The sequence below is a fragment of the Streptomyces sp. YS415 genome (assembly GCF_023544665.1).
Lineage (GTDB): Bacteria > Actinomycetota > Actinomycetes > Streptomycetales > Streptomycetaceae > Streptomyces.
Genome location: NZ_JAMJFL010000018.1, coordinates 33386 through 57919 on the forward strand (window position 1 = coordinate 33386; position 24534 = coordinate 57919).

At 71.8% G+C, this 24534-nt stretch carries 21 protein-coding genes; 19 read left to right on the forward strand and 2 right to left on the reverse strand.

The window, feature by feature from the left end; all coding sequences use genetic code 11:
- Positions 1 to 27: 27 nt before the first annotated feature.
- The 14 genes from pyrR to M8H82_RS22755 all read left to right on the forward strand — a co-directional run bounded on the left by pyrR (position 28) and on the right by M8H82_RS22755 (position 16585).
- Positions 28 to 585, forward strand: coding sequence for a bifunctional pyr operon transcriptional regulator/uracil phosphoribosyltransferase PyrR (gene pyrR, locus M8H82_RS22690; protein WP_250076721.1), 558 nt, complete (start codon positions 28 to 30; stop codon positions 583 to 585).
- Between the two features lie 84 nt (positions 586 to 669).
- Entirely contained in the window at positions 670 to 1647 is a 978-nt protein-coding gene (locus tag M8H82_RS22695; protein ID WP_250076722.1) for an aspartate carbamoyltransferase catalytic subunit, read from the forward strand.
- A gap of 5 nt (positions 1648 to 1652) precedes the next feature.
- Positions 1653 to 2939: a dihydroorotase gene (locus tag M8H82_RS22700; RefSeq protein ID WP_250076723.1), complete on the forward strand. Its 1287-nt coding sequence runs from the start codon at positions 1653 to 1655 to the stop codon at positions 2937 to 2939.
- A complete protein-coding gene (locus M8H82_RS22705) occupies positions 2936 to 3520 on the forward strand; it encodes a hypothetical protein (protein ID WP_250076724.1) in 585 nt (194 codons plus the stop codon). Before M8H82_RS22700 ends, M8H82_RS22705 begins: the two co-directional genes overlap by 4 nt.
- Positions 3517 to 4659, forward strand: a complete 1143-nt coding sequence (carA, locus tag M8H82_RS22710; RefSeq protein ID WP_250076725.1) for a glutamine-hydrolyzing carbamoyl-phosphate synthase small subunit — start codon at positions 3517 to 3519, stop codon at positions 4657 to 4659. The genes M8H82_RS22705 and carA overlap by 4 nt, the downstream gene beginning before the upstream one ends.
- Positions 4652 to 7960, forward strand: a complete 3309-nt coding sequence (carB, locus tag M8H82_RS22715) for a carbamoyl-phosphate synthase large subunit (protein WP_250076726.1) — start codon at positions 4652 to 4654, stop codon at positions 7958 to 7960. The genes carA and carB overlap by 8 nt, the downstream gene beginning before the upstream one ends.
- A gap of 89 nt (positions 7961 to 8049) precedes the next feature.
- Positions 8050 to 9156 carry a quinone-dependent dihydroorotate dehydrogenase gene (locus M8H82_RS22720; RefSeq protein ID WP_250076727.1) on the forward strand — a complete coding sequence of 369 codons (1107 nt, stop codon included), beginning with the start codon at positions 8050 to 8052 and terminating at the stop codon, positions 9154 to 9156.
- Positions 9153 to 9995 carry an orotidine-5'-phosphate decarboxylase gene (gene pyrF, locus M8H82_RS22725; protein WP_250076728.1) on the forward strand — a complete coding sequence of 281 codons (843 nt, stop codon included), beginning with the start codon at positions 9153 to 9155 and terminating at the stop codon, positions 9993 to 9995. Before M8H82_RS22720 ends, pyrF begins: the two co-directional genes overlap by 4 nt.
- A gap of 295 nt (positions 9996 to 10290) precedes the next feature.
- Positions 10291 to 10614, forward strand: a complete 324-nt coding sequence (locus tag M8H82_RS22730) for an integration host factor (protein WP_003977346.1) — start codon at positions 10291 to 10293, stop codon at positions 10612 to 10614.
- A gap of 60 nt (positions 10615 to 10674) precedes the next feature.
- Positions 10675 to 11232 carry a guanylate kinase gene (gene gmk, locus M8H82_RS22735; RefSeq protein WP_250076729.1) on the forward strand — a complete coding sequence of 186 codons (558 nt, stop codon included), beginning with the start codon at positions 10675 to 10677 and terminating at the stop codon, positions 11230 to 11232.
- 50 nt (positions 11233 to 11282) lie between these two features.
- A complete protein-coding gene (gene rpoZ, locus M8H82_RS22740) occupies positions 11283 to 11555 on the forward strand; it encodes a DNA-directed RNA polymerase subunit omega (protein ID WP_003988945.1) in 273 nt (90 codons plus the stop codon).
- 112 nt (positions 11556 to 11667) lie between these two features.
- Entirely contained in the window at positions 11668 to 12870 is a 1203-nt protein-coding gene (gene coaBC / locus M8H82_RS22745; RefSeq protein ID WP_250076730.1) for a bifunctional phosphopantothenoylcysteine decarboxylase/phosphopantothenate--cysteine ligase CoaBC, read from the forward strand.
- 240 nt (positions 12871 to 13110) lie between these two features.
- Positions 13111 to 14319: a methionine adenosyltransferase gene (gene metK, locus M8H82_RS22750; protein ID WP_250076731.1), complete on the forward strand. Its 1209-nt coding sequence runs from the start codon at positions 13111 to 13113 to the stop codon at positions 14317 to 14319.
- 109 nt (positions 14320 to 14428) lie between these two features.
- Complete coding sequence (locus M8H82_RS22755; protein ID WP_250076732.1) at positions 14429 to 16585, forward strand: primosomal protein N'; 2157 nt, start codon at positions 14429 to 14431, stop codon at positions 16583 to 16585.
- Positions 16586 to 16854: 269 nt separating this feature from the next.
- Here the strand turns inward: M8H82_RS22755 and M8H82_RS22760 are convergent, their stop codons facing one another.
- Positions 16855 to 17397, reverse strand: coding sequence for a hypothetical protein (locus M8H82_RS22760; RefSeq protein ID WP_250076733.1), 543 nt, complete (start codon positions 17395 to 17397; stop codon positions 16855 to 16857).
- 232 nt (positions 17398 to 17629) lie between these two features.
- Here M8H82_RS22760 and fmt point away from each other — a divergent pair, with 232 nt between their 5' ends.
- On the forward strand, positions 17630 to 18562 hold the full coding sequence (gene fmt / locus M8H82_RS22765) for a methionyl-tRNA formyltransferase (RefSeq protein ID WP_250076734.1): 933 nt from the start codon (positions 17630 to 17632) through the stop codon (positions 18560 to 18562).
- 87 nt (positions 18563 to 18649) lie between these two features.
- Positions 18650 to 20068 carry a transcription antitermination factor NusB gene (locus M8H82_RS22770; RefSeq protein WP_250076735.1) on the forward strand — a complete coding sequence of 473 codons (1419 nt, stop codon included), beginning with the start codon at positions 18650 to 18652 and terminating at the stop codon, positions 20066 to 20068.
- A gap of 13 nt (positions 20069 to 20081) precedes the next feature.
- On the opposite strand, the gene M8H82_RS22775 is transcribed toward M8H82_RS22770, so the two are convergent.
- Positions 20082 to 22229, reverse strand: a complete 2148-nt coding sequence (locus tag M8H82_RS22775) for an MMPL family transporter (RefSeq protein ID WP_250076736.1) — start codon at positions 22227 to 22229, stop codon at positions 20082 to 20084.
- Between the two features lie 92 nt (positions 22230 to 22321).
- On the opposite strand from M8H82_RS22775, the gene rpe reads away from it, so the two are divergent.
- The 3 genes from rpe to M8H82_RS22790 all read left to right on the forward strand — a co-directional run bounded on the left by rpe (position 22322) and on the right by M8H82_RS22790 (position 24524).
- Positions 22322 to 23008, forward strand: a complete 687-nt coding sequence (gene rpe, locus M8H82_RS22780) for a ribulose-phosphate 3-epimerase (RefSeq protein WP_250076737.1) — start codon at positions 22322 to 22324, stop codon at positions 23006 to 23008.
- A 78-nt stretch (positions 23009 to 23086) separates the two neighbouring features.
- Positions 23087 to 24130: a sugar-binding domain-containing protein gene (locus tag M8H82_RS22785; protein WP_250076738.1), complete on the forward strand. Its 1044-nt coding sequence runs from the start codon at positions 23087 to 23089 to the stop codon at positions 24128 to 24130.
- 103 nt (positions 24131 to 24233) lie between these two features.
- The gene (locus tag M8H82_RS22790; protein WP_250076739.1) at positions 24234 to 24524 is read left to right on the forward strand and encodes a barstar family protein; all 291 of its coding nucleotides are present in this window, start codon (positions 24234 to 24236) and stop codon (positions 24522 to 24524) included.
- The last annotated feature ends 10 nt before the right edge of the window (positions 24525 to 24534 follow it).

Below are 24534 nucleotides of genomic sequence, written 5' to 3' on the forward strand. Positions count from 1 at the left end.
TGAGGCGGAGAAGGAGGTCCTTTTCCCATGGACACTCATGCGTCCGATGCGCGGCCCGTTCTCGAGGGCCCCGACATCGCGCGGGTACTGACCCGCATCGCCCACGAGATCGTCGAACGCGCCAAGGGCGCCGACGACGTGGTGCTCCTCGGCATTCCGACCCGGGGCGTCTTCCTCGCCCGGCGACTGGCCGAGAAGCTCGAAGAGATCACCGGCGGCAAGATCCCGGTCGGCTCACTCGACATCACCATGTACCGCGACGACCTGCGCATGCACCCGCCGCGCGCACTCGCCCGCACGGAGATCCCCGCTGACGGGCTCGACGGCCGTCTGGTCGTCCTGGTCGACGACGTGCTCTTCTCCGGCCGCACCATCCGTGCCGCCCTCGACGCGCTGAACGACCTCGGCCGCCCCCGCGCCGTGCAGCTCGCCGTGCTCGTCGACCGCGGCCACCGCGAACTGCCCATCCGCGCCGACTACGTCGGCAAGAACCTCCCCACGTCGTTGCGGGAGACGGTCAAGGTCCAGCTCACCGAGGAGGACGGTCGCGACACCGTGCTGCTCGGTGTGAAGCAGACCTCGTAGCAGCCGGAACGCGTCCGCCCGTTCGGCGCGCCCTCGCCTGCCCGGAATCTCCCGATACCTGAACTGCCTTACGGAGCCTGACAGATGCAGCGTCATCTCATCTCGGCCGCCGATCTCACCCGCGACGACGCCGTCCAGATCCTCGACACCGCCGAGGAGATGGCCCGGGTGGCCGACCGGCCCATCAAGAAGCTGCCGACCCTGCGCGGCCGCACCATCGTGAACCTCTTCTTCGAGGACTCCACGCGCACCCGCATCTCCTTCGAGGCCGCCGAGAAGCGCCTGTCCGCGGATGTCATCAACTTCTCCGCCAAGGGATCCAGCGTCTCCAAGGGCGAGTCTCTCAAGGACACCGCCCAGACGCTGGAGGCCATGGGCGTCGACGCCGTGGTCATCCGGCACGGCGCGTCCGGAGCGCCGTACCGGCTCGCCAACTCCGGCTGGATCGACGCGGTCGTGATCAACGCCGGTGACGGCACCCACCAGCACCCCACCCAGGCCCTGCTGGACGCCTTCACCATGCGCCGCCGGCTCGTCGGCCGGGACGCCGGGATCGGCCAGGACCTGGCCGGCAAGCGGATCACGCTCGTCGGCGATGTCCTGCACAGCCGCGTCGCCCGCTCCAACGTCGACCTGCTGCACACCCTCGGCGCCGAGGTCACCCTGGTCGCCCCGCCCACCCTGGTGCCGGTCGGCGTCGGCACCTGGCCGTGCGAGGTGTCGTACGACCTCGACGCCGTGCTCCCCAAGTCCGACGCCGTGATGATGCTCCGCGTCCAGCGGGAGCGCATGAACGCCGCCTTCTTCCCCACCGAGCGCGAGTACTCGCGCCGCTACGGCCTCGACGGCGACCGCATGGCCAAGATGCCCGAGCACGCCATCGTGATGCACCCCGGGCCGATGGTGCGCGGCATGGAGATCACCGCCGAGGTCGCCGACTCCGAGCGCTGCACCGTCGTCGAGCAGGTGGCAAACGGAGTCTCCATCCGGATGGCCGTCCTGTACCTGCTGCTGGGCGGCAACCAGCCCGCCGTCACCCACACCCGCATCGAGGAGAAGTAAGACAGATGAGCAAGATCCTGATCCGTGGTGCGAAGGTGCTCGGCGGCGAGCCGCAGGACGTCCTGATCGGCGGTGCGACCATCGCCGAGGTGGGCACCGGTCTGAGCGCGGAGGGCGCCGAGGTCGTCGAGGCGGCCGGCAAGGTGCTGCTGCCGGGCCTGGTCGATCTGCACACCCATCTGCGCGAGCCGGGCCGTGAGGACTCCGAGACCGTTCTGACCGGTACGCGCGCGGCGGCCAGTGGCGGCTACACGGCCGTGTTCGCCATGGCCAACACCTTCCCCGTCGCCGACACCGCCGGTGTGGTCGAGCAGGTCTACCGGCTCGGTCAGCAGCACGGTTACTGCGACGTGCAGCCCATCGGGGCCGTGACCATCGGCCTGGAGGGCAAGAAGCTCGCCGAGCTCGGCGCCATGCACGAGTCGGCGGCCGGGGTCACCGTCTTCTCCGACGACGGCAAGTGCGTCGACGACGCCGTGATGATGCGCCGGGCGCTGGAGTACGTGAAGGCCTTCGGCGGCGTCGTCGCGCAGCACGCCCAGGAGCCGCGGCTGACCGAGGGCGCCCAGATGAACGAGGGCGTCGTCTCCGCCGAGCTGGGGCTCGGGGGCTGGCCCGCGGTGGCCGAGGAGTCGATCATCGCCCGGGACGTCCTGCTCGCCGAGCACGTCGGCTCCCGCGTCCACATCTGCCACCTGTCGACCGCCGGGTCCGTCGAGATCGTGCGCTGGGCCAAGTCCCGCGGCATCGACGTCACCGCCGAGGTCACCCCGCACCACCTCCTGCTCACCGATGAGCTGGTGCGCTCGTACAACCCGGTCTACAAGGTCAACCCGCCGCTGCGCACCGAGCGTGACGTGATGGCGCTGCGCGAGGCGCTCGCCGACGGCACGATCGACATCGTCGCCACCGACCACGCCCCGCACCCGCACGAGGACAAGGACTGCGAGTGGGCCGCGGCCGCCATGGGCATGGTCGGCCTGGAGACCGCGCTGTCGGTGGTCCAGGAGACGATGGTGGACACCGGGCTCCTCACCTGGGCCGGGGTCGCCGAGCGCATGTCCGTCAAGCCCGCCGAGATCGGGCGGGCGACGGGCCACGGCCGTCCCGTCTCGGCTGGTGAGCCCGCCAACCTCACGCTCGTCGACACGGAATACCGTGGGTCCGTGGACCCCGCGGGCTTCGCCTCGCGCAGCCGCAACACTCCGTACGAGGGGCGTGAGCTGCCGGGCCGTGTGACGCACACGTGGCTCCGGGGCAAGGCCACGCTCGTCGACGGGAAGCTCACGTGACACCTGTAACCCTCCTCGCGGCCGGACGCACGGCCGCCCTCGCGGCCGAGCAGAAGTCGGCCGAGGTGACCGACTGGGCCGCCCGGATCGGCTGGCTCGTCGGACTGGCCCTCTTCGTCGCGCTCGTCTACTGGCTGATGCGCGAGGGCTGGAAATGGCGCGGCACGCTCCAGGGCGACCTGCCCGAGCTGCCCAGCGCGCCGTCCGAGCCGGGCGAGGCCACACTGACGATGAGCGGCCGGTACCACGGCTCCACGACCGCCGGGCAGTGGCTCGACCGCATCGTGGCGCACGGCCTGGGCACCCGCAGCCGGGTCGAGCTCACGCTGACGGAGGCGGGCCTGGACGTCGTACGCCCCGGGGCGAGCGACTTCTTCGTCCCGGCCGGGCAGCTGCGCGAGGCCCGGCTCGACAAGGGCATCGCCGGCAAGGTCCTGACCGAGGGCGGACTGCTCGTGGTGACCTGGGCACACGGCGACCGCCTGATCGACTCCGGCTTCCGCTCGGACACGGCAGCCGAGCACACCGAGTGGGTCGACACCCTGAACCAGATGATCAACAACACGGAAGGCGCACGATGACGACCTCCACCAGGGGAGCCACCAGGGTTCCCGCCGTCCTCGTCCTGGAGGACGGCCGGATGTTCCGCGGCCGCGCCTACGGGGCCGTGGGGGTGACCTTCGGCGAAGCCGTGTTCTCCACCGGGATGACCGGCTACCAGGAGACCCTCACCGACCCGTCGTACCACCGGCAGGTCGTCGTGATGACCGCCCCGCACGTCGGCAACACCGGCGTCAACGACGAGGACGCCGAGTCCCAGCGGATCTGGGTCGCCGGATACGTCGTGCGCGACCCCGCGCGCGTGCCGTCCAACTGGCGTTCCCGGCGCTCGCTGGACGAGGAGCTGCGCCGGCAGGGCGTCGTCGGGATCTCCGGCATCGACACGCGCGCGCTGACGCGCCATCTGCGCGAGCGCGGCGCCATGCGCGTCGGCATCTTCTCCGGCAACGCCCTGCCCGACGAGGGCACGATGCTCTCCGAGGTGCGCCAGGCCCCCGAGATGACGGGCGCCGACCTCGCCGCCGAGGTCGCCACGAAGGAGACGTACGTCGTCCCCGCGATCGGCGAGAAGAAGTTCACCGTCGCCGCCGTCGACCTCGGCATCAAGGGCATGACCCCGCACCGGATGGCCGAGCGCGGCATCGAGGTGCACGTCCTGCCGGCCACCGCCACCGCCGAGGACGTCTACGCGGTGAACCCGGACGGCGTGTTCTTCTCCAACGGCCCGGGCGACCCGTCCACCGCCGACCACCCGGTCTCCGTGATGCAGTCGGTCCTGGAACGCGGCACCCCGCTGTTCGGCATCTGCTTCGGCAACCAGATCCTGGGCCGCGCCCTGGGCTTCGGCACCTACAAGCTGAAGTACGGCCACCGCGGCATCAACCAGCCCGTGCAGGACCGTACGACCGGCAAGGTCGAGGTCACCGCGCACAACCACGGCTTCGCCGTCGACGCCCCGACGGACCAGGTCTCCGACACCCCCTTCGGCCGCGCCGAGGTCTCCCACGTCTGCCTGAACGACAACGTGGTGGAGGGCCTCCAGCTGCTCGACAAGCCGGCCTTCAGCGTCCAGTACCACCCCGAAGCGGCAGCCGGCCCGCACGACGCCGCCTACCTGTTCGACCGCTTCGTTTCCCTGATGGAGGGCCAGCGTGCCTAAGCGCACCGATATCCAGTCCGTCCTGGTCATCGGCTCCGGCCCGATCGTCATCGGCCAGGCCGCCGAGTTCGACTACTCCGGCACCCAGGCGTGCCGCGTGCTCAAGGCCGAGGGCCTGCGCGTCATCCTGGTCAACTCCAACCCGGCGACGATCATGACCGACCCGGAGATCGCCGACGCCACCTACGTCGAGCCGATCACCCCCGAGTTCGTCGAGAAGATCATCGCCAAGGAGCGGCCCGACGCCCTGCTGCCCACCCTGGGCGGCCAGACGGCGCTGAACACCGCGATCTCGCTGCACGGCAACGGCGTCCTGGAGAAGTACGGCGTCGAGCTGATCGGCGCCAATGTGGAGGCCATCAACAAGGGCGAGGACCGCGACCTGTTCAAGGAGGTCGTCGAGGAGGTCCGCAAGAAGATCGGGCACGGCGAGTCGGCCCGCTCCTACATCTGCCACTCCATGGACGACGTCCTGCGGGGCGTCGAGGAGCTCGGCGGGTACCCGGTCGTCGTCCGCCCGTCCTTCACCATGGGCGGCGCCGGCTCCGGCTTCGCGCACGACGAGGAGGAACTGCGCCGCATCGCCGGACAGGGCCTCACCCTCTCGCCGACCACCGAGGTGCTCCTGGAGGAGTCCATCCTCGGCTGGAAGGAGTACGAGCTGGAGCTGATGCGCGACAAGAACGACAACGTCGTGGTCGTCTGCTCCATCGAGAACTTCGACCCCATGGGCGTGCACACCGGTGACTCGATCACCGTGGCGCCCGCGATGACGCTGACCGACCGCGAGTACCAGGTGCTGCGCGACGTCGGCATCGCGATCATCCGCGAGGTCGGCGTCGACACCGGCGGCTGCAACATCCAGTTCGCGGTGAACCCCGAGGACGGTCGCGTGATCGTCATCGAGATGAACCCGCGCGTGTCCCGCTCCAGCGCCCTCGCCTCCAAGGCGACCGGCTTCCCGATCGCGAAGATCGCCGCCAAGCTCGCCGTCGGCTACACCCTCGACGAGATCCCCAACGACATCACGCAGGAGACCCCGGCCTCCTTCGAGCCCACGCTCGACTACGTGGTCGTCAAGGCCCCGCGGTTCGCCTTCGAGAAGTTCCCGAGCGCCGACTCCACGCTGACCACCACCATGAAGTCGGTCGGCGAGGCCATGGCCATCGGCCGCAACTTCACCGAGGCGTTCCAGAAGGCGCTGCGCTCGCTGGAGAAGAAGGGCAGCCAGTTCACCTTCGTGGGCGAGCCCGGCGACAAGGCCGCGCTGCTGGAGGAGTCCGTCCGCCCCACCGACGGCCGGATCAACACCGTCATGCAGGCCATCCGCGCGGGCGCCACGCCCGAGGAGGTCTTCGACCACACGAAGATCGACCCCTGGTTCGTCGACCAGCTCTTCCTGCTCAAGGAGATCGCCGACGAGCTCGCCGAGGCGCCCGAGCTGACCCCCGAGCTGCTCGCCGAGGCCAAGCGGCACGGCTTCTCCGACCAGCAGATCGGCGAGATCCGCGGCCTGCGCGAGGACGTCGTCCGCGAGGTCCGGCACGCGCTCGGCATCCGCCCGGTCTACAAGACGGTCGACACCTGCGCCGCCGAGTTCGCGGCGAGGACGCCGTACTTCTACTCGTCCTACGACGAGGAGACCGAGGTCGCCCCGCGCGAGAAGCCCGCGGTGATCATCCTCGGCTCGGGCCCGAACCGCATCGGCCAGGGCATCGAGTTCGACTACTCCTGCGTCCACGCCTCCTTCGCGCTGAGCGAGGCCGGGTACGAGACCGTGATGGTCAACTGCAACCCGGAGACCGTCTCCACCGACTACGACACCTCCGACCGCCTGTACTTCGAGCCGCTGACGCTGGAGGACGTGCTGGAGATCGTCCACGCGGAGACGAAGGCCGGTCCGATCGCGGGCGTCGTCGTGCAGCTCGGCGGCCAGACGCCGCTGGGCCTGGCGCAGGCGCTGAAGGACAACGGCGTCCCGGTCGTCGGTACGTCCCCGGAGGCGATCCACGCCGCCGAGGACCGCGGCGCCTTCGGCCGCGTCCTGAAGGAGGCCGGGCTGCCGGCCCCCAAGCACGGCACCGCCACCACCTTCGCCGAGGCCAAGGCCATCGCCGACGAGATCGGCTACCCGGTCCTCGTCCGGCCCTCGTACGTCCTCGGCGGGCGCGGCATGGAGATCGTCTACGACGAGACCCGGCTGTCGTCCTACATCGCCGAGTCGACCGAGATCAGCCCGACCCGGCCGGTCCTCGTCGACCGCTTCCTGGACGACGCGATCGAGATCGACGTGGACGCGCTCTACGACGGCGAGGAGCTCTACCTCGGCGGCGTGATGGAGCACATCGAGGAGGCCGGCATCCACTCCGGCGACTCCGCCTGCGCGCTGCCCCCGATCACCCTCGGCGGCTTCGACATCAAGCGGCTCAGGGCGTCCACGGAGGCCATCGCCCGCGGCGTCGGCGTGCGCGGCCTGATCAACATCCAGTTCGCGATGGCGGGGGACATCCTCTACGTCCTGGAGGCCAACCCGCGCGCGTCCCGTACGGTCCCGTTCACCTCGAAGGCGACCGCGGTGCCGCTGGCCAAGGCCGCCGCCCGGATCTCGCTCGGCGCGACCGTCGCCGAGCTGCGGGCCGAGGGGCTGCTGCCGCGCACCGGCGACGGCGGCGAGCTGCCGCTGGACGCGCCGATCTCCGTCAAGGAGGCCGTCATGCCGTGGTCGCGCTTCCGCGACATCCACGGCCGCGGTGTGGACACCGTCCTCGGCCCGGAGATGCGCTCCACCGGCGAGGTCATGGGCATCGACTCCGTCTTCGGCACGGCGTACGCCAAGTCGCAGGCCGGCGCGTACGGCCCGCTGCCCACCAAGGGCCGCGCCTTCATCTCGGTGGCCAACCGCGACAAGCGCTCGGTGATCTTCCCGGCCCGCGAGCTGGTCGCGCACGGCTTCGAGCTGCTCGCCACCTCCGGCACCGCCGAGGTCCTCAAGCGCAACGGCATCAACGCCACCGTGGTGCGCAAGCAGTCCGAGGGCACCGGCCCGAACGGCGAGAAGACCATCGTCCAGCTCATCCACGACGGCGAGGTCAACCTCATCGTCAACACCCCCTACGGCACCGGCGGCCGCCTGGACGGCTACGAGATCCGTACGGCCGCCGTGGCGCGGTCCGTGCCCTGTCTGACGACCGTGCAGGCGCTGGCCGCCGCGGTGCAGGGCATCGACGCCCTCACCCACGGCGACGTGGGCGTCCGTTCGCTCCAGGAACACGCCGAACATCTGACCGCGGCCCGCGACTAGCAGCCCTGAGGGGGACACCGGAAACGGTGTCCCCCTCTTGCTGAGGACACCCCGTTCTGGTGCGGACAGCACATTCCCCGGTGAGGACCATGTACAAGATCTTCTTCAACCTCGTCTTCAAGAGGATGGATCCCGAGCAGGCGCACTACCTGGCCTTCCGCTGGATCCGGCTCGCCGCGCGCATCCCGGTGCTGCGCACCTTCATCGCCGCCGCGCTCGCGCCCCGCCACAAGGAGCTGCGCATCGAGGCCCTCGGGCTGCGGATGCACGGGCCGTTCGGGCTCGCCGCCGGCTTCGACAAGAACGCGGTCGCCATCGACGGCATGTCGATGCTCGGTTTCGACCACGTCGAGATCGGCACCGTGACCGGGGAGCCGCAGCCCGGCAACCCCAAGAAGCGGCTCTTCCGGCTCGTCCCGGACCGGGCGCTGATCAACCGCATGGGCTTCAACAACGAGGGCTCGCTGGCCGTCGCCGCGCGCCTGGCCTCCCGCAACCCGGTCTTCAGGACGGTCGTGGGCGTGAACATCGGCAAGACCAAGGTGGTGCCCGAGGCCGAGGCGGCAGGTGACTACGTGAAGTCGACCGAGCGGCTGGCGCCGTACGCCGACTACCTGGTCGTGAACGTCTCCTCGCCGAACACGCCGGGGCTGCGCAACCTCCAGGCCACCGAGGCGCTGCGCCCGCTGCTGAGCGCCGTGCGCGAGGCCGCGGACCGCACGGTCACCACGCGCCGGGTGCCGCTGCTGGTCAAGATCGCCCCGGACCTGGCCGACGAGGACATCGACGCCGTGGCCGATCTGGCGGTCGAGCTCGGTCTGGACGGGATCATCGCCACCAACACCACCATCGCGCGCGAGGGCCTCGGCCTGGCCTCCGACCCCGCCCTGGTCAAGGAGACCGGCGGACTGTCCGGCGCCCCGCTCAAGGCCCGCTCCCTGGAGGTGCTGCGGCGCCTCTACGCGCGCGTGGGCGACCGCATCACCCTCGTCGGCGTCGGCGGCATCGAGAACGCCGAGGACGCCTGGCAGCGCATCCTGGCCGGCGCCACGCTGGTCCAGGGATACAGCGCCTTCGTCTACGAGGGGCCCTTCTGGGGCCGCGCGATCCACAAGGGCCTCGCCGCCCGCCTGCGCACCAGCCCGTACGCCACCCTCGCCGACGCGGTCGGCGCCGACGTGAGGAACGCCGCATGACTCTGGAACCCTTCGGCGCGCGGCTGCGCCGGGCCATGGACGAGCGGGGCCCGCTGTGCGTGGGCATCGACCCGCACGCCTCGCTGCTCTCGGAGTGGGGCCTGAACGACGATCTCGCGGGGCTGGAGCGGTTCAGCCGCACGGTCGTCGAGGCCATGGCCGACCGGGTCGCCGTCCTGAAGCCGCAGAGCGCGTTCTTCGAGCGCTTCGGGTCGCGCGGGGTCGCCGTGCTGGAGAAGTCGGTGGAGGAGGCGCGGGCGGCCGGGGCGCTGGTCGTGATGGACGCCAAGCGCGGCGACATCGGCTCGACCATGGCCGCGTATGCCGAGTCCTTCCTGCGCAAGGGCTCCCCGCTGTTCTCGGACGCGCTGACGGTCTCGCCGTACCTCGGCTACGGCTCGCTCGCGCCCGCCGTGGCGATGGCGCGGGAGAGCGGCGCGGGGCTGTTCGTGCTGGCGCTGACCTCCAACCCGGAGGGCGGCGAGGTCCAGCACGCGGTCCGCGCGGACGGCCGGGACGTCGGCGCGACGATGCTGGCCCACCTGGCCGCCGAGAACGAGGGGGAGGAGCCGCTCGGCTCCTTCGGGGCGGTCGTCGGCGCCACGCTCGGCGATCTGTCCTCCTACGAGCTGAGGATCAACGGTCCGCTCCTGGCGCCCGGCATCGGCGCCCAGGGGGCCACCCCGGCGGACCTTCCCCGGGTCTTCGGGGCGGCGGTGCGCAACGTGGTGCCGAACGTCAGCCGGGGGGTGCTGCGGCACGGTCCCGACGTCGGAGCGCTGCGCTCGGCCGCCGAGCGGTTCGCGGAGGAGATCCGGGCGGCCGTGACGGCCGGGTGAGTCCCGCCGGGACGCCGACCGGGAGTATTTAGACGCTTGTTCGAGTCCGCCGAGGAGTGGCCGCGGGCCGACTTGAGTCTGAATACATCCTCAAATCCGGGGCAATATGTCTGCAATGTCCGTCCTGGCGGAGGCTGACCAGGACTTTTCCGCTGTTCTCGCTGACTCTGGCGGACTTGCCCGCTAGTCTCCGAGCAGAGAACGGGCAAGCGTGTTGCTCGTACTCCGCAGGTGTGGGGCGACTAGGTTCCTCACCGGTCCGTATCCGACAGTCAACATCCGAGGTGACGTAGGCGTGGCTCTTCCGCCCCTTACCCCTGAACAGCGCGCAGCCGCGCTCGAAAAGGCCGCCGCGGCTCGCCGGGAGCGGGCCGAGGTCAAGAATCGACTCAAGCACTCCGGCGCCTCTCTTCACGAGGTCATCAAGCAGGGCCAGGAGAACGACGTCATCGGCAAGATGAAGGTCTCCGCCCTTCTTGAGTCGCTGCCGGGCGTGGGCAAGGTCCGCGCCAAGCAGATCATGGAGCGACTCGGCATCTCCGAGAGCCGCCGTGTGCGTGGCCTCGGCTCCAACCAGATCGCCTCCCTGGAGCGTGAGTTCGGCAGCACCGGCTCCTGATCCCGGGCACTGCCGGGAAGGGAGTCCCGGGCACCCCGGGATTGCTGGAATAATCGCTGCATGAGTGAACGTCCGCGGCTGACCGTGCTCTCCGGCCCCTCAGGGGTCGGCAAGAGCACGGTCGTCGCCCATATGCGCAAGGAACACCCCGAGGTCTGGCTCTCGGTGTCGGCGACGACCCGCAAGCCCCGACCCGGCGAGAAGCACGGAGTCCACTACTTCTTCGTCACCGACGAGGAGATGGACAAGCTGATCGCCAACGGCGAGCTGCTGGAGTGGGCCGAGTTCGCGGGCAACCGCTACGGCACGCCGCGCGCGGCCGTGCTGGAGCGCCTGGAGGCAGGCGAGCCGGTCCTGCTGGAGATCGACCTCCAGGGTGCCCGGCAGGTCCGCGACTCCATGGCGGAGGCCCATCTGGTGTTCCTGGCTCCTCCCTCCTGGGAGGAGCTGGTGCGCAGGCTCACCGGCCGCGGCACCGAGCCGCCCGAGGTCATCGAGCGCCGGCTCCAGGCGGCGAAGATCGAACTGGCCGCCGAGCGGGAGTTCGACGAGACCCTGGTCAACACCTCCGTCGAGGACGTGGCGCGCGAGCTGCTAGCCTTGATGGACGTTGTGTGATCGTCTCTGATCGCCTGACTTAATCTTTCCCATCCATCGGAAGGTAGAGCGTGTCCTCTTCCATCTCCGCGCCCGAGGGCATCATCAACCCGCCGATCGACGAGCTCCTCGAGGCCACCGACTCGAAGTACAGCCTCGTGATCTACGCGGCCAAGCGGGCCCGCCAGATCAATGCGTACTACTCGCAGCTCGGCGAGGGCCTCCTCGAGTACGTCGGTCCGCTCGTCGACACCCACGTCCACGAGAAGCCGCTCTCGATCGCCCTGCGCGAGATCAACGCGGGACTCCTGACGTCCGAGGCCGTCGAGGGCCCGGCGCAGTAATATTTCCTGCTTGCAGCAGTCTTTTCCACAGGCCCGGCAGTCACGCTGCCGGGCCTGTGGTGTGTCATGGGGTTGTACGTGTTCCGAGCGTTTTCCGAGCCGGGGAGAGACCGTGGACAAGCCGAGGGTCGTTCTGGGGGTCAGCGGTGGCATCGCCGCGTACAAGGCCTGTGAGCTGCTGCGCAGGCTGAGCGAGTCGGGACACGACGTCCGGGTCGTGCCCACCGCCTCCGCGCTGCACTTCGTCGGCGCCGCCACCTGGTCGGCCCTGTCCGGCAACCCCGTCTCGACCGAGGTGTGGGACGACGTCCACGAGGTGCCGCACGTCCGCATCGGCCAGCACGCCGACCTGGTGGTGGTCGCCCCGGCCACCGCGGACATGCTCGCCAAGGCGGCGCACGGCCTCGCCGACGACCTGCTGACCAACACCCTGCTCACCGCCCGCTGCCCGGTCGTCTTCGCCCCCGCCATGCACACCGAGATGTGGGAGCACCCGGCCACCCAGGAGAACGTGGCGACCCTGCGCCGCCGGGGCGCCGTCGTCATCGAGCCCGCCGTCGGCCGCCTCACCGGCGTCGACACCGGCAAGGGCCGGCTGCCGGACCCCGCGGAGATCTACGAGGTCTGCCGCCGGGTGCTGGCCCGGGGCGTCACCGAGCCCGACCTCACCGGGCGGCATGTCGTCGTCAGCGCCGGCGGCACCCGCGAGCCCCTCGACCCGGTCCGCTTCCTCGGCAACCGCTCCTCCGGCAAGCAGGGCTACGCCCTCGCCCGCACCGCCGCCGCGCGCGGCGCCCGGGTCACGCTCATCGCCGCGAACACCGGCCTGCCGGACCCGGCGGGCGTGGACGTCGTCCAGGTCGGTACGGCCGTGCAGCTGCGGGAGGCGGTGCTGAAGGCGGCCGCCGACGCCGACGCAGTGGTCATGGCCGCGGCGGTCGCGGACTTCCGGCCGGAGGCGTACGCCGCCGGGAAGATCAAGAAGAAGGACGGCCAGGACCCGGACCCGATCGTCCTGGTGCGGAATCCGGACATCCTCGCGGAGATCTCCGCCGACCGGGCCCGCCCCGGCCAGGTGGTCGTCGGCTTCGCCGCCGAGACCGACGACGTGCTGGCCAACGGCCGTACCAAGCTGGCCCGCAAGGGCTGCGACCTGCTGGTGGTGAACGAGGTGGGGGAGCGCAAGACCTTCGGCGCCGAGGAGAACGAGGCCGTGGTGCTGGGCGCCGACGGCACCGAGACGCCCGTCCCGTACGGCCCCAAGGAAGCGCTGGCCGAAACCGTGTGGGATCTGGTGGCCGCGCGACTCGGCTGACGGTCGCAATTCGCCTCACGGCCTCCGGAAACCCCGCACATTGGGGCGTGGCGCCCCTGGCCAAGCCCACGGAGGATTGGGCAGAATGCCCGTGCCGCAGGTCACAGCGTTCCCGAGAGACGAGACGGGTGGGCCCGCGGCCGAGCGCGACCGATAAACTGTTCTCGGACGACGCCGGGCGCAGCCCCCGTCCCGTCCAACAATGATCAGCCAGCAGCCGCTGCAACCCCAGGGAGCGTTGTGTCCCGTCGCCTGTTCACCTCGGAGTCCGTTACCGAGGGCCACCCCGACAAGATCGCTGACCAGATCAGCGACACCATTCTCGACGCGCTTCTGCGCGAGGACCCGACCTCCCGGGTCGCCGTCGAGACGCTGATCACCACCGGCCTGGTGCACGTGGCCGGAGAGGTCACGACCAAGACGTACGCGGACATCGCGACGCTGGTCCGCAACAAGGTTCTCGAGATCGGCTACGACTCCTCCAAGAAGGGCTTCGACGGCGCCTCCTGCGGTGTCTCCGTGTCCATCGGCGCGCAGTCCCCCGACATCGCGCAGGGCGTCGACACGGCGTACGAGAGCCGGGTCGAGGGCGACGAGGACGAGCTGGACCGTCAGGGCGCCGGTGACCAGGGCCTGATGTTCGGCTACGCGACCGACGAGACGCCGACGCTGATGCCGCTGCCGATCTTCCTGGCGCACCGGCTGTCGAAGCGGCTGTCCGAGGTCCGCAAGAACGGCACCATCCCCTACCTGCGCCCCGACGGCAAGACGCAGGTCACCATCGAGTACGACGGCGACAAGGCCGTCCGCCTCGACACGGTCGTCGTCTCCTCGCAGCACGCGAGCGACATCGACCTGGAGTCCCTGCTCGCCCCCGACATCCGCGAGTTCGTCGTGGAGCCGGAGCTGAAGGCGCTCCTGGACGAGGGCATCAAGCTGGACACCGAGAACTACCGCCTGCTGGTCAACCCCACCGGCCGCTTCGAGATCGGCGGCCCGATGGGCGACGCGGGCCTCACCGGCCGCAAGATCATCATCGACACGTACGGCGGCATGGCCCGCCACGGCGGCGGTGCCTTCTCCGGCAAGGACCCGTCCAAGGTGGACCGCTCGGCCGCCTACGCGATGCGCTGGGTCGCCAAGAACGTCGTCGCGGCGGGCCTCGCCTCCCGCTGCGAGGTCCAGGTGGCGTACGCCATCGGCAAGGCCGAGCCGGTCGGTCTGTTCATCGAGACCTTCGGCACCGCCAAGATCGACGCCGAGAAGATCGAGAAGGCCATCGACGAGGTCTTCGACCTCCGCCCGGCCGCGATCATCCGCGACCTCGACCTGCTCCGCCCGATCTACGCCCAGACGGCCGCGTACGGCCACTTCGGCCGCGAGCTGCCCGACTTCACGTGGGAGCGCACGGACCGCGTGGACGCGCTGCGCAAGGCGGCGGGCCTGTAAGGCTCCGCCTCCCGCCCGACCGACGAGGCCCGGCATCCCTTCGGGGGTGCCGGGCCTCGCGCATGTCCGGGTGCCGCCGCTGTCAGTGGCGTTTGGTAAGAATGCAAGGGTGAGCAGCGAAGACGGGCAGGTCGGGGGTGGGGCCGAGGGGGCGCCGCCCGAGCAGCTCGCGTTCATTCGGGAGAGTGTGCGCAAGGCCAAGGGGCCGCGGGCCAAGCCGCGGACCTGGCGGGGGGCGGCGCTTGCTCCGGAGCTGCCGGTCGCGCGGGTGCTGGTGGACAAGGGGGTCCTGCACCTCGACCGGTACTTCGACTACGCGGTGCCCGAGGAGTTGGACGCCGACGCGCAGCCCGGGGTGCGGGTGCGAGTGCGGTTCGGGGCCGGGCGGCACCGGGTGCGGGACGGGCGCCGTGAGGGCGGGGGGCTGATCGACGGGTTCCTGATCGAGCGGCTGGCCGAGTCGGACTACTCGGGGCCGCTCGCCGCGCTGGCCCAGGTGGTGTCGCCGGAGCCGGTGCTGGACGAGGAACTGCTGGGGCTGACCCGAGCTGTCGCTGACCGGTACGCGGGGAGCCTGGCCGATGTGCTGCAGCTCGCTGTCCCGCCGCGCAGCGCCCGGGCCGAGCAGCGGCCCTCGCCCGGGCCGTTGCCGGCACCGGCGCCGCCCGACGTGGGGTCGTGGGAGCGGTACGAGCACGGCGGGGCGTTCGTCCGGGCGCTGGCCTCGGGTGGGGTGCCCCGGGCCGTGTGGAACGCCCTGCCCGGGCCCGAGTGGAGCGAGGAGATCGCCCGGGCGGTCGCGGCGACGCTGGCCTCCGGGCGGGGGGCGCTGGTCGTGGTGCCCGACGGGCGGGCCGTCGCGCGGGTGGATGCCGCGTTGACGGCGCTGCTGGGGGAGGGGCGGCACGCCGTGCTCACCGCCGACGCCGGTCCCGAGAAGCGGTACCGGGAGTGGCTCGCCGTGCGCCGGGGGTCCGTGCGGGCCGTCGTGGGGACGCGGGCGGCCATGTTCGCGCCGGTGCGGGAGCTCGGGCTGGTGGTCATCTGGGACGACGGGGACGACAGCCACAGCGAGCCGCATGCTCCTCAGCCGCATGCGCGTGATGTGTTGCTGCTGCGGGCCGCGCAGGACAAGTGCGCCTTCCTGCTGGGGGCTTGGAGCTGCACGGTCGAGGCCGCCCAGCTGGTGGAGAGCGGGTGGGCCCGGCCGCTGGTCGCCGGGCGCGAGCAGGTGCGGGGGGCTGCGCCGCTGGTGCGGACGGTGGGCGACGGGGACCTCGCCCGGGACGAGGCCGCTCGCGCCGCGCGGTTGCCGACGCTGGCCTGGCAGGTGGTCAAGGAAGCGGTGCGGCAGGGGCCGGTGCTGGTGCAGGTGCCCCGGCGGGGGTACGTGCCGCGGCTGGCGTGTGCCAACTGCCGGGCGCCCGCTCGGTGCCGGCACTGTTCGGGTCCGCTGGAGGCGCAGGACGCGGGGGCGTTGCGGTGCGCGTGGTGCGGGCGGGAGGAGGGCGCCTGGCACTGCGCGGAGTGCGGGGGGTTCCGGCTGCGGGCTCAGGTCGTGGGGGCACGGCGGACCGCTGAGGAGCTGGGGCGGGCGTTTCCGGCTGTGCCGGTGCGGACGTCCGGGCGGGAGCAGGTGCTGGACACGGTGCCGGGGGTGCCGGCGCTGGTGGTGAGTACGCCGGGGGCTGAGCCGGTGGCCGAGGGCGGTTACGCGGCGGCTCTGCTGCTGGACGGGTGGGCCATGTTGGGGCGGCCCGATCTGCGCGCGGGGGAGGATGCGTTGCGGCGGTGGATCGGGGCCGCGGCGCTGGTGCGGCCGCAGGGGGACGGGGGGACCGTCGTGGTGGTGGCGGAGCCGACCTTGCGGCCTGTGCAGGCGCTGGTGCGGTGGGATCCCGTGGGGCATGCGGTGCGGGAGCTGGCGGAGCGGGCCGAGCTGGGGTTTCCGCCGGTCTCCCGGATGGCGGCGGTGTCGGGGACGGCCCAGTCCGTGGGGGAGTTCCTGGCGGCCGTGGAACTGCCGAGGGAGGCGGAGGTGCTGGGGCCGGTACCGGTGCCGGTCACCGCGCCCGGTCGGCCTCGACGGGTGGGCGGGCCGCCGCCGGGGGAGCAGTGGGAGCGGGCGTTGATCCGGGTGCCACCGGGCAGCGGGGCGGCGCTGGCCGCTGCGCTGAAGGCTGCGCAGGCCGCTCGGATGGCTCGGGGCGGCGCCGGTGGGGAGGCGGCGGTCCGGGTGCGGATCGATCCGCCGGACATCGGGTGACGGGGCGGCGGGGCCGGGGGCGGGGTGCGGTGAGTTCGCTTGCCGTGGATTGGTGGGGCCGGGCTGGGTGGCTGGGGGCCGGTGCGCGGTGGGTTGGCTCGCCCGCACTTGCAGGGCGGCCCACCGGAAGGGCCCCAGCGCCCACCCGTACCCGCCCCAGCGGCGTCGGATGTGAGGCGATGCCCGCCCGCGGTGGCTGATGTCGGCCGGAGACGATCGCGCCCCCGGCCTCCCGGTGTCGGAGGGCGGGGGCGTGGTGGGCGGGGGCGTCAGCCGTTGCGGGGGGACGGGAAGGCTGGGGGGCGGGGGTCTTCTCGGAGGGCGGGAGTCGTGGCCGTCGGCTGGGTCGGCATCGACCGCGCCGCGGGGACCGTGGGGACCGACGGGATGCCCGTGTTGACGCTCACCGTGCGGGTGCTCGCCGCCTCCGTCGTGCGCTCCGCCTCGGCCGCCGCCTGGGTCACGGCGCGGCGGGAGCCGTAGCGGCGGTGGACCGCCTGCTTGGTCACGCCGAGGGCGGAGCCCACCGCGTCCCACGAGAAGCCGAGTGAGCGGTCGAAGTCCACGGCCGCCGTCACCAGGGTCTCGACGCTGTCCCGCAGCTCCTGGGCGAGACGTACCGTCGGGGCGGGGGCACGTCCGTAGACGACGAAGCCCGTGGACGGGCCGGAGCGGCGCGGGCGGTAGACGTTGCCCAACTGGGCGGTGAGCGTGCGCAGTGCGTCCACCTGCCGGCGGACCCGCTCGATGTCCCGCACCAGCAAGTGCAGGCTGGCCCGAGCCTGGGCGTCGTGGGTTGCGTGGTCGGCCATGAACAAGCCTCTCGAACCGGCGTTGAAAAGGAGTGGGCCGCGCGATGTGCGGCCCATAGGGGTCAACTCTTTCTTGACCAACGCGTAGGCGCTCCGCTGGTCACGCAGAGGGGGCGTACCGGCATATGCGTGCGCCGGGGGGTGCGGGGCCGTCGGCCGCCGGAGGGCGGCCGTCCCCCAATAGACTGGTGTGCTGCCCGACCCATCCCGACCGAGAGGCCCGCACCCACCCATGAAGCTCGTCTTCGCCGGTACCCCCGAGGTCGCCGTTCCCGCCCTGGACGCTCTTCTCGCCTCCGGGCGGCATGAGGTGGCCGCTGTCGTCACCCGGCCCGACGCCCCCGCCGGGCGGGGACGCAGGCTCCTCGCCTCTCCGGTGGCCGAGCGGGCCGAGGAGGCCGGGATCGAGGTGCTGAAGCCCGTCAAGCCGCGCGACCCGGAGTTCCTGGAGCGGCTGCGGGAGATCGCGCCGGACTGCTGCCCGGTGGTCGCCTACGGCGCGCTCCTGCCGCGCGTCGCCCTCGACATCCCGGCCCATGGCTGGGTCAACCTGCACTTCTCCCTGCTGCCGGCCTGGCGCGGGGCCGCGCCCGTGCAGCACTCCATCATGGCGGGGGACGAGATCACCGGCGCCTCCACCTTCCTCATCGAGGAGGGCCTCGACTCCGGGCCCGTCTACGGCACCGTCACCGAGACGGTCCGGCCCACCGACACCAGCGGCGACCTGCTCACCCGGCTCGCCTTCGCGGGCGCCGGGCTGCTCGCCGCGACCATGGACGGGATCGAGGACGGCTCGCTGAAGGCCGTACCGCAGCCGGGCGAGGGCATCAGCCTGGCGCCGAAGGTCAATGTGGAGGACGCCCGCATCGACTGGAGCGCCCCCGCCCTGCGCGTCGACCGGGTCGTGCGCGGCTGCACCCCGGCGCCCGGTGCCTGGACCGTCTTCCGCGGGGAGCGGCTCAAGCTCATCCAGGTCCAGCCGGTGCCGGACCGGACCGATCTCGCCCCGGGCGCGCTCGCGGTGGGCAAGAACAGCGTGCACGTCGGCACCGGTTCGTACGCCGTCGAGCTGCTGTGGGTGCAGGCCCAGGGCAAGAAGCCGATGCGGGCGGCCGACTGGGCGCGCGGGGTGCGGATCGCCGACGGCGAGCTGCTCGGGGCCTGACCGGGCCGCGCACCGGGCGCCCGGTGCGACGTACGCTGGACACGCACGTCCAGCACATGTCATCCAGCAACGCGGAGCACCTTTTTCGTGAGCGACACCACCCGTCGGCCCGGTAGACCCGGCAAGCCCTACCGGCGGCCCAAGAAGGACCCCGTCCGCTTCCTCGCCTTCGAGGCCCTGCGGGCCGTGGACGAGCGGGACGCGTACGCCAACCTCGTCCTGCCGCCGCTGCTGCGCAAGGCACGGGAGCAAGGGGACTTCGACGGGCGGGACGCGGCCCTCGCGACCGAGCTGGTGTACGGGACGCTGCGCCGGCAGGGGACGTACGACGCCGTCATCGCCGCCTGCGTCGACCGGCCGCTGAGGGAGGTCGACCCGCCGGTGCTCGATGTGCTCAGCCTCGGCGCGCACCAGCTCCTCGGCACCCGGATCCCGACGCACGCCGCCGTGTCCGCCTCCGTCGAGCTCGCCCGGGTCGTTCTCGGCGACGGGCGGGCCAAGTTCGTGAACGCCGTGCTGCGCAAGGTCTCCCAGCACGATCTCGACGAGTGGATCGAGCGGGTCGCGCCGCCCTACGACGACGACCCCGAGGACCATCTCGCCGTCGTGCACTCGCACCCGCGCTGGGTCGTCTCCGCGCTGTGGGACGCGCTCGGCGGGGGACGCGCCGGGATCGAGCGACTGCTGGAGGCCGACAACGAGCGGCCCGAGGTGACCCTGGTCGCCCGGCCGGGGCGGGCCACCACCGAGGAGCTGCTCGGCGAGGAGGCCGCGGTGGCGGGGCGCTGGTCGCCGTACGCGGTGAGGCTGGCCGAGGGCGGTGAACCCGGCGCCATCGAGGCCGTACGCGAAGGGCGGGCCGGGGTGCAGGACGAGGGGAGCCAGCTCGTCGCCCTCGCGCTCGCCAACGCGCCCCTGGACGGGCCCGACACCAAGTGGCTCGACGGATGCGCCGGGCCGGGCGGCAAGGCGGCGCTGCTCGGTGCGCTCGCCGCCGAGCGCGGGGCCGTGCTGCTCGCCTCCGAGAAGCAGCCGCACCGGGCCGGCCTTGTGGCCAAGGCGCTCGCCGGCAACCCCGGGCCGTACCAGGTGATCGCCGCCGACGGGACCCGGCCGCCGTGGCGGCCCGGCTCCTTCGACCGCGTGCTGATGGACGTACCGTGCACCGGTCTCGGCGCCCTGCGGCGGCGGCCGGAGGCGCGGTGGCGGCGCAGGCCCGAGGACCTCGACGGGTTCGCCCCACTGCAGCGGGGCCTGCTGGGCACCGCCCTCGACTCCGTGCGGGTCGGCGGGGTCGTCGGCTACGCCACCTGCTCCCCGCATCTCGCCGAGACCCGTGCCGTCGTCGACGACATGCTCAAGCAGCACCCGGGCGCGGAGCTGATCGACGCCCGCCCGCTGCTGCCCGGCGTGCCGGACCTGGGCGACGGGCCCGACGTCCAGCTGTGGCCGCACGTGCACGGCACGGACGCGATGTATCTGGCGCTGATCCGCCGCACCGCCTGACCGGCCGGGCGGCTCAAGGTCCGGCCGGCCGAGCCATCGGTTCCGCCGCCTCGGCGGGACCGACGCCGCCGTCCTCCTTCGCCAGCCGGTGCGGCCACCACACCTTCGGGCCGACGTCCATGAACAGCGCCGGGACAAGGATCGAGCGCACGACGAAGGTGTCCAGGATGACGCCGAGCGCCACCGCGAAGCCGATCTCCGCGAAGGCGACCATCGGGAGCGTGCCGAGGGCGGCGAAGGTCCCGGCCAGGACCAGGCCGGCCGAGGTGATGACCGCGCCGGTCGCGGCGAGGCCGGTCACCACGCCCGCCCGGGTGCCCTGGCGGGCCGACTCCTCGCGGATCCGGGTGGTCAGGAAGATGTTGTAGTCGATGCCCAGGGCGACCAGGAAGACGAAGACGAACAGCGGGAAGTCGGTGGACTCGCCCGCGTAGTCGAAGAGGTGCCGGAAGGCGAGCGCGCTGATGCCCAGGGCCGCCGCGAAGGACAGGATCACCGTGCCGATCAGCAGCAGCGGGGCGATCAGGGCGCGCAGCAGGACGCACAGGATCAGCAGCACCACGATCAGCACCAGCGGAATGATCAGCAGGTTGTCGTGCGTGGTCGCCTTGTCCATGTCCAGCAGGGCCGCCGTACCGCCGCCTACCTGGGCGTCGGCGTCCGGCACCGCGTGCACCGCGTTCCGGACCCGCTCCACCGTCTGCTTGGCGGCCTCGCTGTCGGCCGGGTCGGACATGGTCGCCTCGAACAGCACCTTGCCCTCGAAGGACGGTTCGGTGCCCGGTGGCAGGCCCAGGGACTCCGGGACCACGCCCGGGGTGTCCGCCACCGCCCGGCCGACCTCCTCGGCCCGGTCCTGGTTGCTGATGATGACGAGGGGATCGCCGCTGCCAGCGGGGAAGTAGCGTTCCGAGACCTGCTGGCCGGTGATGGAGTCCGGGGTGCCGGTGAAGGCGTCCGCGTTGCTGATGCCCTCGGCGCGCAGCTGGATCAGGCCGAGGGAGCACAGGGCGAGGACCGCCGCCGTGACCGCCCACACCATGCGCGGCCGCACGGAGATACGGCGGCCCATGCGGGCCCACAGGCCCCGCTCGTGCGGGTTGGGGGCGCCGAGGTGCGGGATCGCCGGCCAGAAGATCCACCGGCCGCAGATCACCAGCAGGGCCGGGAACAGCGTCATCATGGCCAGCAGCGCGACCGCGACCCCGATCGCCGCGACCGGTCCGAGGCCTCTGGTGGAGTTCATCTCGGCGGCCAGCAGCACCAGCATGCTCAGCACGACGGTGGCGCCGGAGGCGATCACCGCCGGGCCCGCGCGGTGCAGGGCCAGCGCCATCGCCTCGTGCCGGTCCTCGTGGGAGCGCAACTCCTCCCGGTACCGGGCGACGAGCAGCAGGGCGTAGTCCGTCCCCGCGCCGAAGACCAGCACGGTCAGGATGCCCGCGCTCTGGCCGTTCACGGTCAGGCCGGCGTGCTCCGCGAGGAAGTAGATGAGGGCCTGCGCGGTGAGCAGGGCGGCGATCACGGAGAGCAGCGGGACCACCAGCAGCGTCGGGCTGCGGTAGGTGATCAGCAGCATCACGATGACGACCGCCATGGCCGACAGCAGCAGCGTGGAGTCGATGCCCTCGAAGGCCTCGGAGAAGTCGGCGGAGGTGCCGCCCGGACCCGTGATGTGCACGGCGAGGCCGCCGCCGCCCTCACCGGTGACGGCCCGGATGTCGTCGACCGCGGGCGAGATCTGCTCCCAGCCCTTCTCGTCCATCGTGATCGGCACGTACACCTGGGCCGCCCGCGGATCGGTCTCCCGGTCGTAGGTGGGCCCCCGGGTCTCGTCGCCGCGGATCCCGTGCGCGGTGAGCTGCTTCAGCTCCCGCACGTCCGCCTCGATCGCGTCTCGGTCGCCGGCCGTGAGTCCGCCGTCCCGGGCGTAGATGACGATGGCGGGGATCTGCTCCGGCCTGAAGTCCTCGGACATCTGCAGGACTTGGGTGGACTCGGCGGAGCCGGGCAGCCAGGAGGCGGCGTCATTGTCCTGGGCGTCGGTGAGCTTCTGGGCGAACGGCGCCGTAAGGAACAGCACGATGAGCCACAGCACCAGGACGACCCACTTGGCCCGCCGCCCGCAGACGAGATGCGCAATCCCACGCTTTTCAGTCATCGCCACCCCCGGGGCCGCAAGGATCCCACGCACCGGAGCCCCCGGTAAGGGGCGCCACGACGATCCCCCGCGGGGCGTGGCAGAGTTGGGTCATGGCCGTGCAGATCAACCCCAGCATCCTGTCCGCCGATTTCGCCCGCCTTGCGGACGAGGCGAAGGCGGTCGAAGGAGCCGACTGGCTCCACGTCGACGTCATGGACAACCATTTCGTCCCGAACCTCACGCTCGGTGTGCCGGTCGTAGAGTCGCTGGCCCGTGCGACGGACACTCCGCTGGACTGCCATCTGATGATCGAGGCCCCCGATCGGTGGGCGCCCCAGTACGTAGAAGCGGGGGCCGGTTCGGTCACCTTCCATGTCGAGGCGGCCGCCGCTCCGGTGCGGCTGGCCCGGGAGATCCGGGCCAAGGGTGCGCGAGCCTCCATGGCGCTCAAGCCCGCGACGCCCATCGAGCCGTACGAGGACCTGCTCCCCGAGCTCGACATGCTGCTGATCATGACGGTCGAACCCGGTTTCGGGGGTCAGGCGTTTCTCGACATCATGCTCCCGAAGATTCGCCGCACCCGCGAGTTGATCAGCAAGCACGGGCTCGAGCTGTGGCTTCAGGTGGACGGCGGGGTCTCGGCCACGACGATCGAGCGGTGCGCGGAGGCGGGCGCGGACGTCTTCGTGGCCGGTTCCGCGGTGTACGGGGCGGCGGATCCCGCCGAGGCGGTCCGCGCGCTGCGGGCCCAGGCGGAAGGAGTGACCAAGACCGCGGCCTGGGCATGCGACCACTGAGCCAAGGGAACGTGAACGGCGCCCATCAGGGCGGATCCGGTGCGCCGGATCTGCAAGGATGAACGGCGAATCCAGAGTGTGAACAGTAGTGAGGAGATCGCCGTGTCGGGTATGTCGGCGGGCCGGTCAGCCATGCGGATGGGACCCGCTGAGCTGGTGCAGGCGGCGGCCATGGCCCGCCGCTTCTACCTCGAGGGAAAATCCAAGATCCAGATCGCCGAGGAGTTCGGCGTCAGCCGCTTCAAAGTGGCCCGGGTCCTGGAGACCGCCCTCGAGAGGGATCTCGTGCGTATCGAGATCCGCGTCCCCGCCGAGCTGGACGCCGAGCGCTCGGACGCGCTGCGGGCCCGCTACGGCCTCAGGCACGCCGTCGTGGTCGAGTCGCCGGCGGAGGCCCAGGACTCTCCCGACCCGGAGAACCTGGGAGAAGTGGCCGCCGATCTGCTCGGCGAACTGGTGAACGAAGGTGATGTCCTGGGCCTGGCCTGGGGCCGCTCCACCATCCACATGGCGGCCGCGCTCGACCGGCTGCCGCCGTGCACGGTGGTGCAGCTGACCGGCGTGTACGACGCCGGGACCGCCGAGCGCGGCTCGGTGGAGGCGGTGCGCCGGGCGGCCCAGGTCTCGGGCGGTGACGCGCACCCGATCTACGCGCCGATGCTGCTGCCGGACGTGGCCACCGCGGCGGCGCTGCGCAACCAGACCGGGATCGCCCGGGCCTTCGAGTACTTCGACAAGGTCACGGTCGCCTGCGTCTCCATCGGCTCCTGGGAGCCGGGCATCTCCACGGTGCACGACATGCTCAGCGACCAGGAGCGGGCGCACTACGCCTCGCTCGGGGTCGCCGCCGAGATGTCGGCGCACCTCTTCGACGCCGACGGCCGCCGGGTCGGGCGGGACCTCGGCGAGCGGTGCATCACCGTCAAGGCGGACCAGCTCCGCCGTATCCCCGAGGTGGTCGCCATAGCGGGCGGGGCGCGCAAGGCGTCCGCGATCGACGCCGTGCTGCGGTCCGGGCTCGTCACCAGCCTGGTGACCGACACCTCGGCGGCGGACGTGCTGATGACGGCCGGGCCCCCGCCCAAGCCCGCGCTCAACAGGTCCGACCCGGACGGAATCTGACGGAAGATCAGCAGGGGGCGGCCGTGGCCGCGTCGACGCGATGCCGCCGCGGTCCGTCCCCCGTTCCCGACGACCGGCACGACTCGTTCAGGGCGGTGGGGAGATGACGGAAGTCCTGGCCACACTGGACCTCGCCGGGGTCACCGACAAGGCGGGCCTGATGGACCGGTGCCTGCGGGACCTGGGGCTGCCGGAACACTTCGGCCGCAACTGGGATGCGCTGGCCGACGTCCTCTCCGATCCCGGCCTGTGGCCCGAGGGCCCGGCCGTGATCGTCGTACGGAACTGGGAGCCGTATGCCGAGGCCCGGCCCGCGGAGTGGGAGACCGCCCGCGAGGTCTTCTCGTCCGCCTCGGCCGTCACCGCGGCGCTCGCCCTTGGAGGATCCTCCTAAGCGCCTCTGA

Bases quoted from the DNA above. Each gene is read 5' to 3' on its own strand.
- pyrR (WP_250076721.1), top strand. From the start codon at position 28: ATGGACACTCATGCGTCCGATGCGCGGCCCGTTCTCGAGGGCCCCGAC.
- M8H82_RS22695 (WP_250076722.1), top strand. From the start codon at position 670: ATGCAGCGTCATCTCATCTCGGCCGCCGATCTCACCCGCGACGACGCC.
- M8H82_RS22700 (WP_250076723.1), top strand. From the start codon at position 1,653: ATGAGCAAGATCCTGATCCGTGGTGCGAAGGTGCTCGGCGGCGAGCCG.
- carA (WP_250076725.1), top strand. From the start codon at position 3,517: ATGACGACCTCCACCAGGGGAGCCACCAGGGTTCCCGCCGTCCTCGTC.
- M8H82_RS22720 (WP_250076727.1), top strand. From the start codon at position 8,050: ATGTACAAGATCTTCTTCAACCTCGTCTTCAAGAGGATGGATCCCGAG.
- pyrF (WP_250076728.1), top strand. From the start codon at position 9,153: ATGACTCTGGAACCCTTCGGCGCGCGGCTGCGCCGGGCCATGGACGAG.
- gmk (WP_250076729.1), top strand. From the start codon at position 10,675: ATGAGTGAACGTCCGCGGCTGACCGTGCTCTCCGGCCCCTCAGGGGTC.
- M8H82_RS22760 (WP_250076733.1), bottom strand. From the start codon at position 17,397: ATGGCCGACCACGCAACCCACGACGCCCAGGCTCGGGCCAGCCTGCAC.
- fmt (WP_250076734.1), top strand. From the start codon at position 17,630: ATGAAGCTCGTCTTCGCCGGTACCCCCGAGGTCGCCGTTCCCGCCCTG.
- M8H82_RS22775 (WP_250076736.1), bottom strand. From the start codon at position 22,229: ATGACTGAAAAGCGTGGGATTGCGCATCTCGTCTGCGGGCGGCGGGCC.
- rpe (WP_250076737.1), top strand. From the start codon at position 22,322: ATGGCCGTGCAGATCAACCCCAGCATCCTGTCCGCCGATTTCGCCCGC.
- M8H82_RS22790 (WP_250076739.1), top strand. From the start codon at position 24,234: ATGACGGAAGTCCTGGCCACACTGGACCTCGCCGGGGTCACCGACAAG.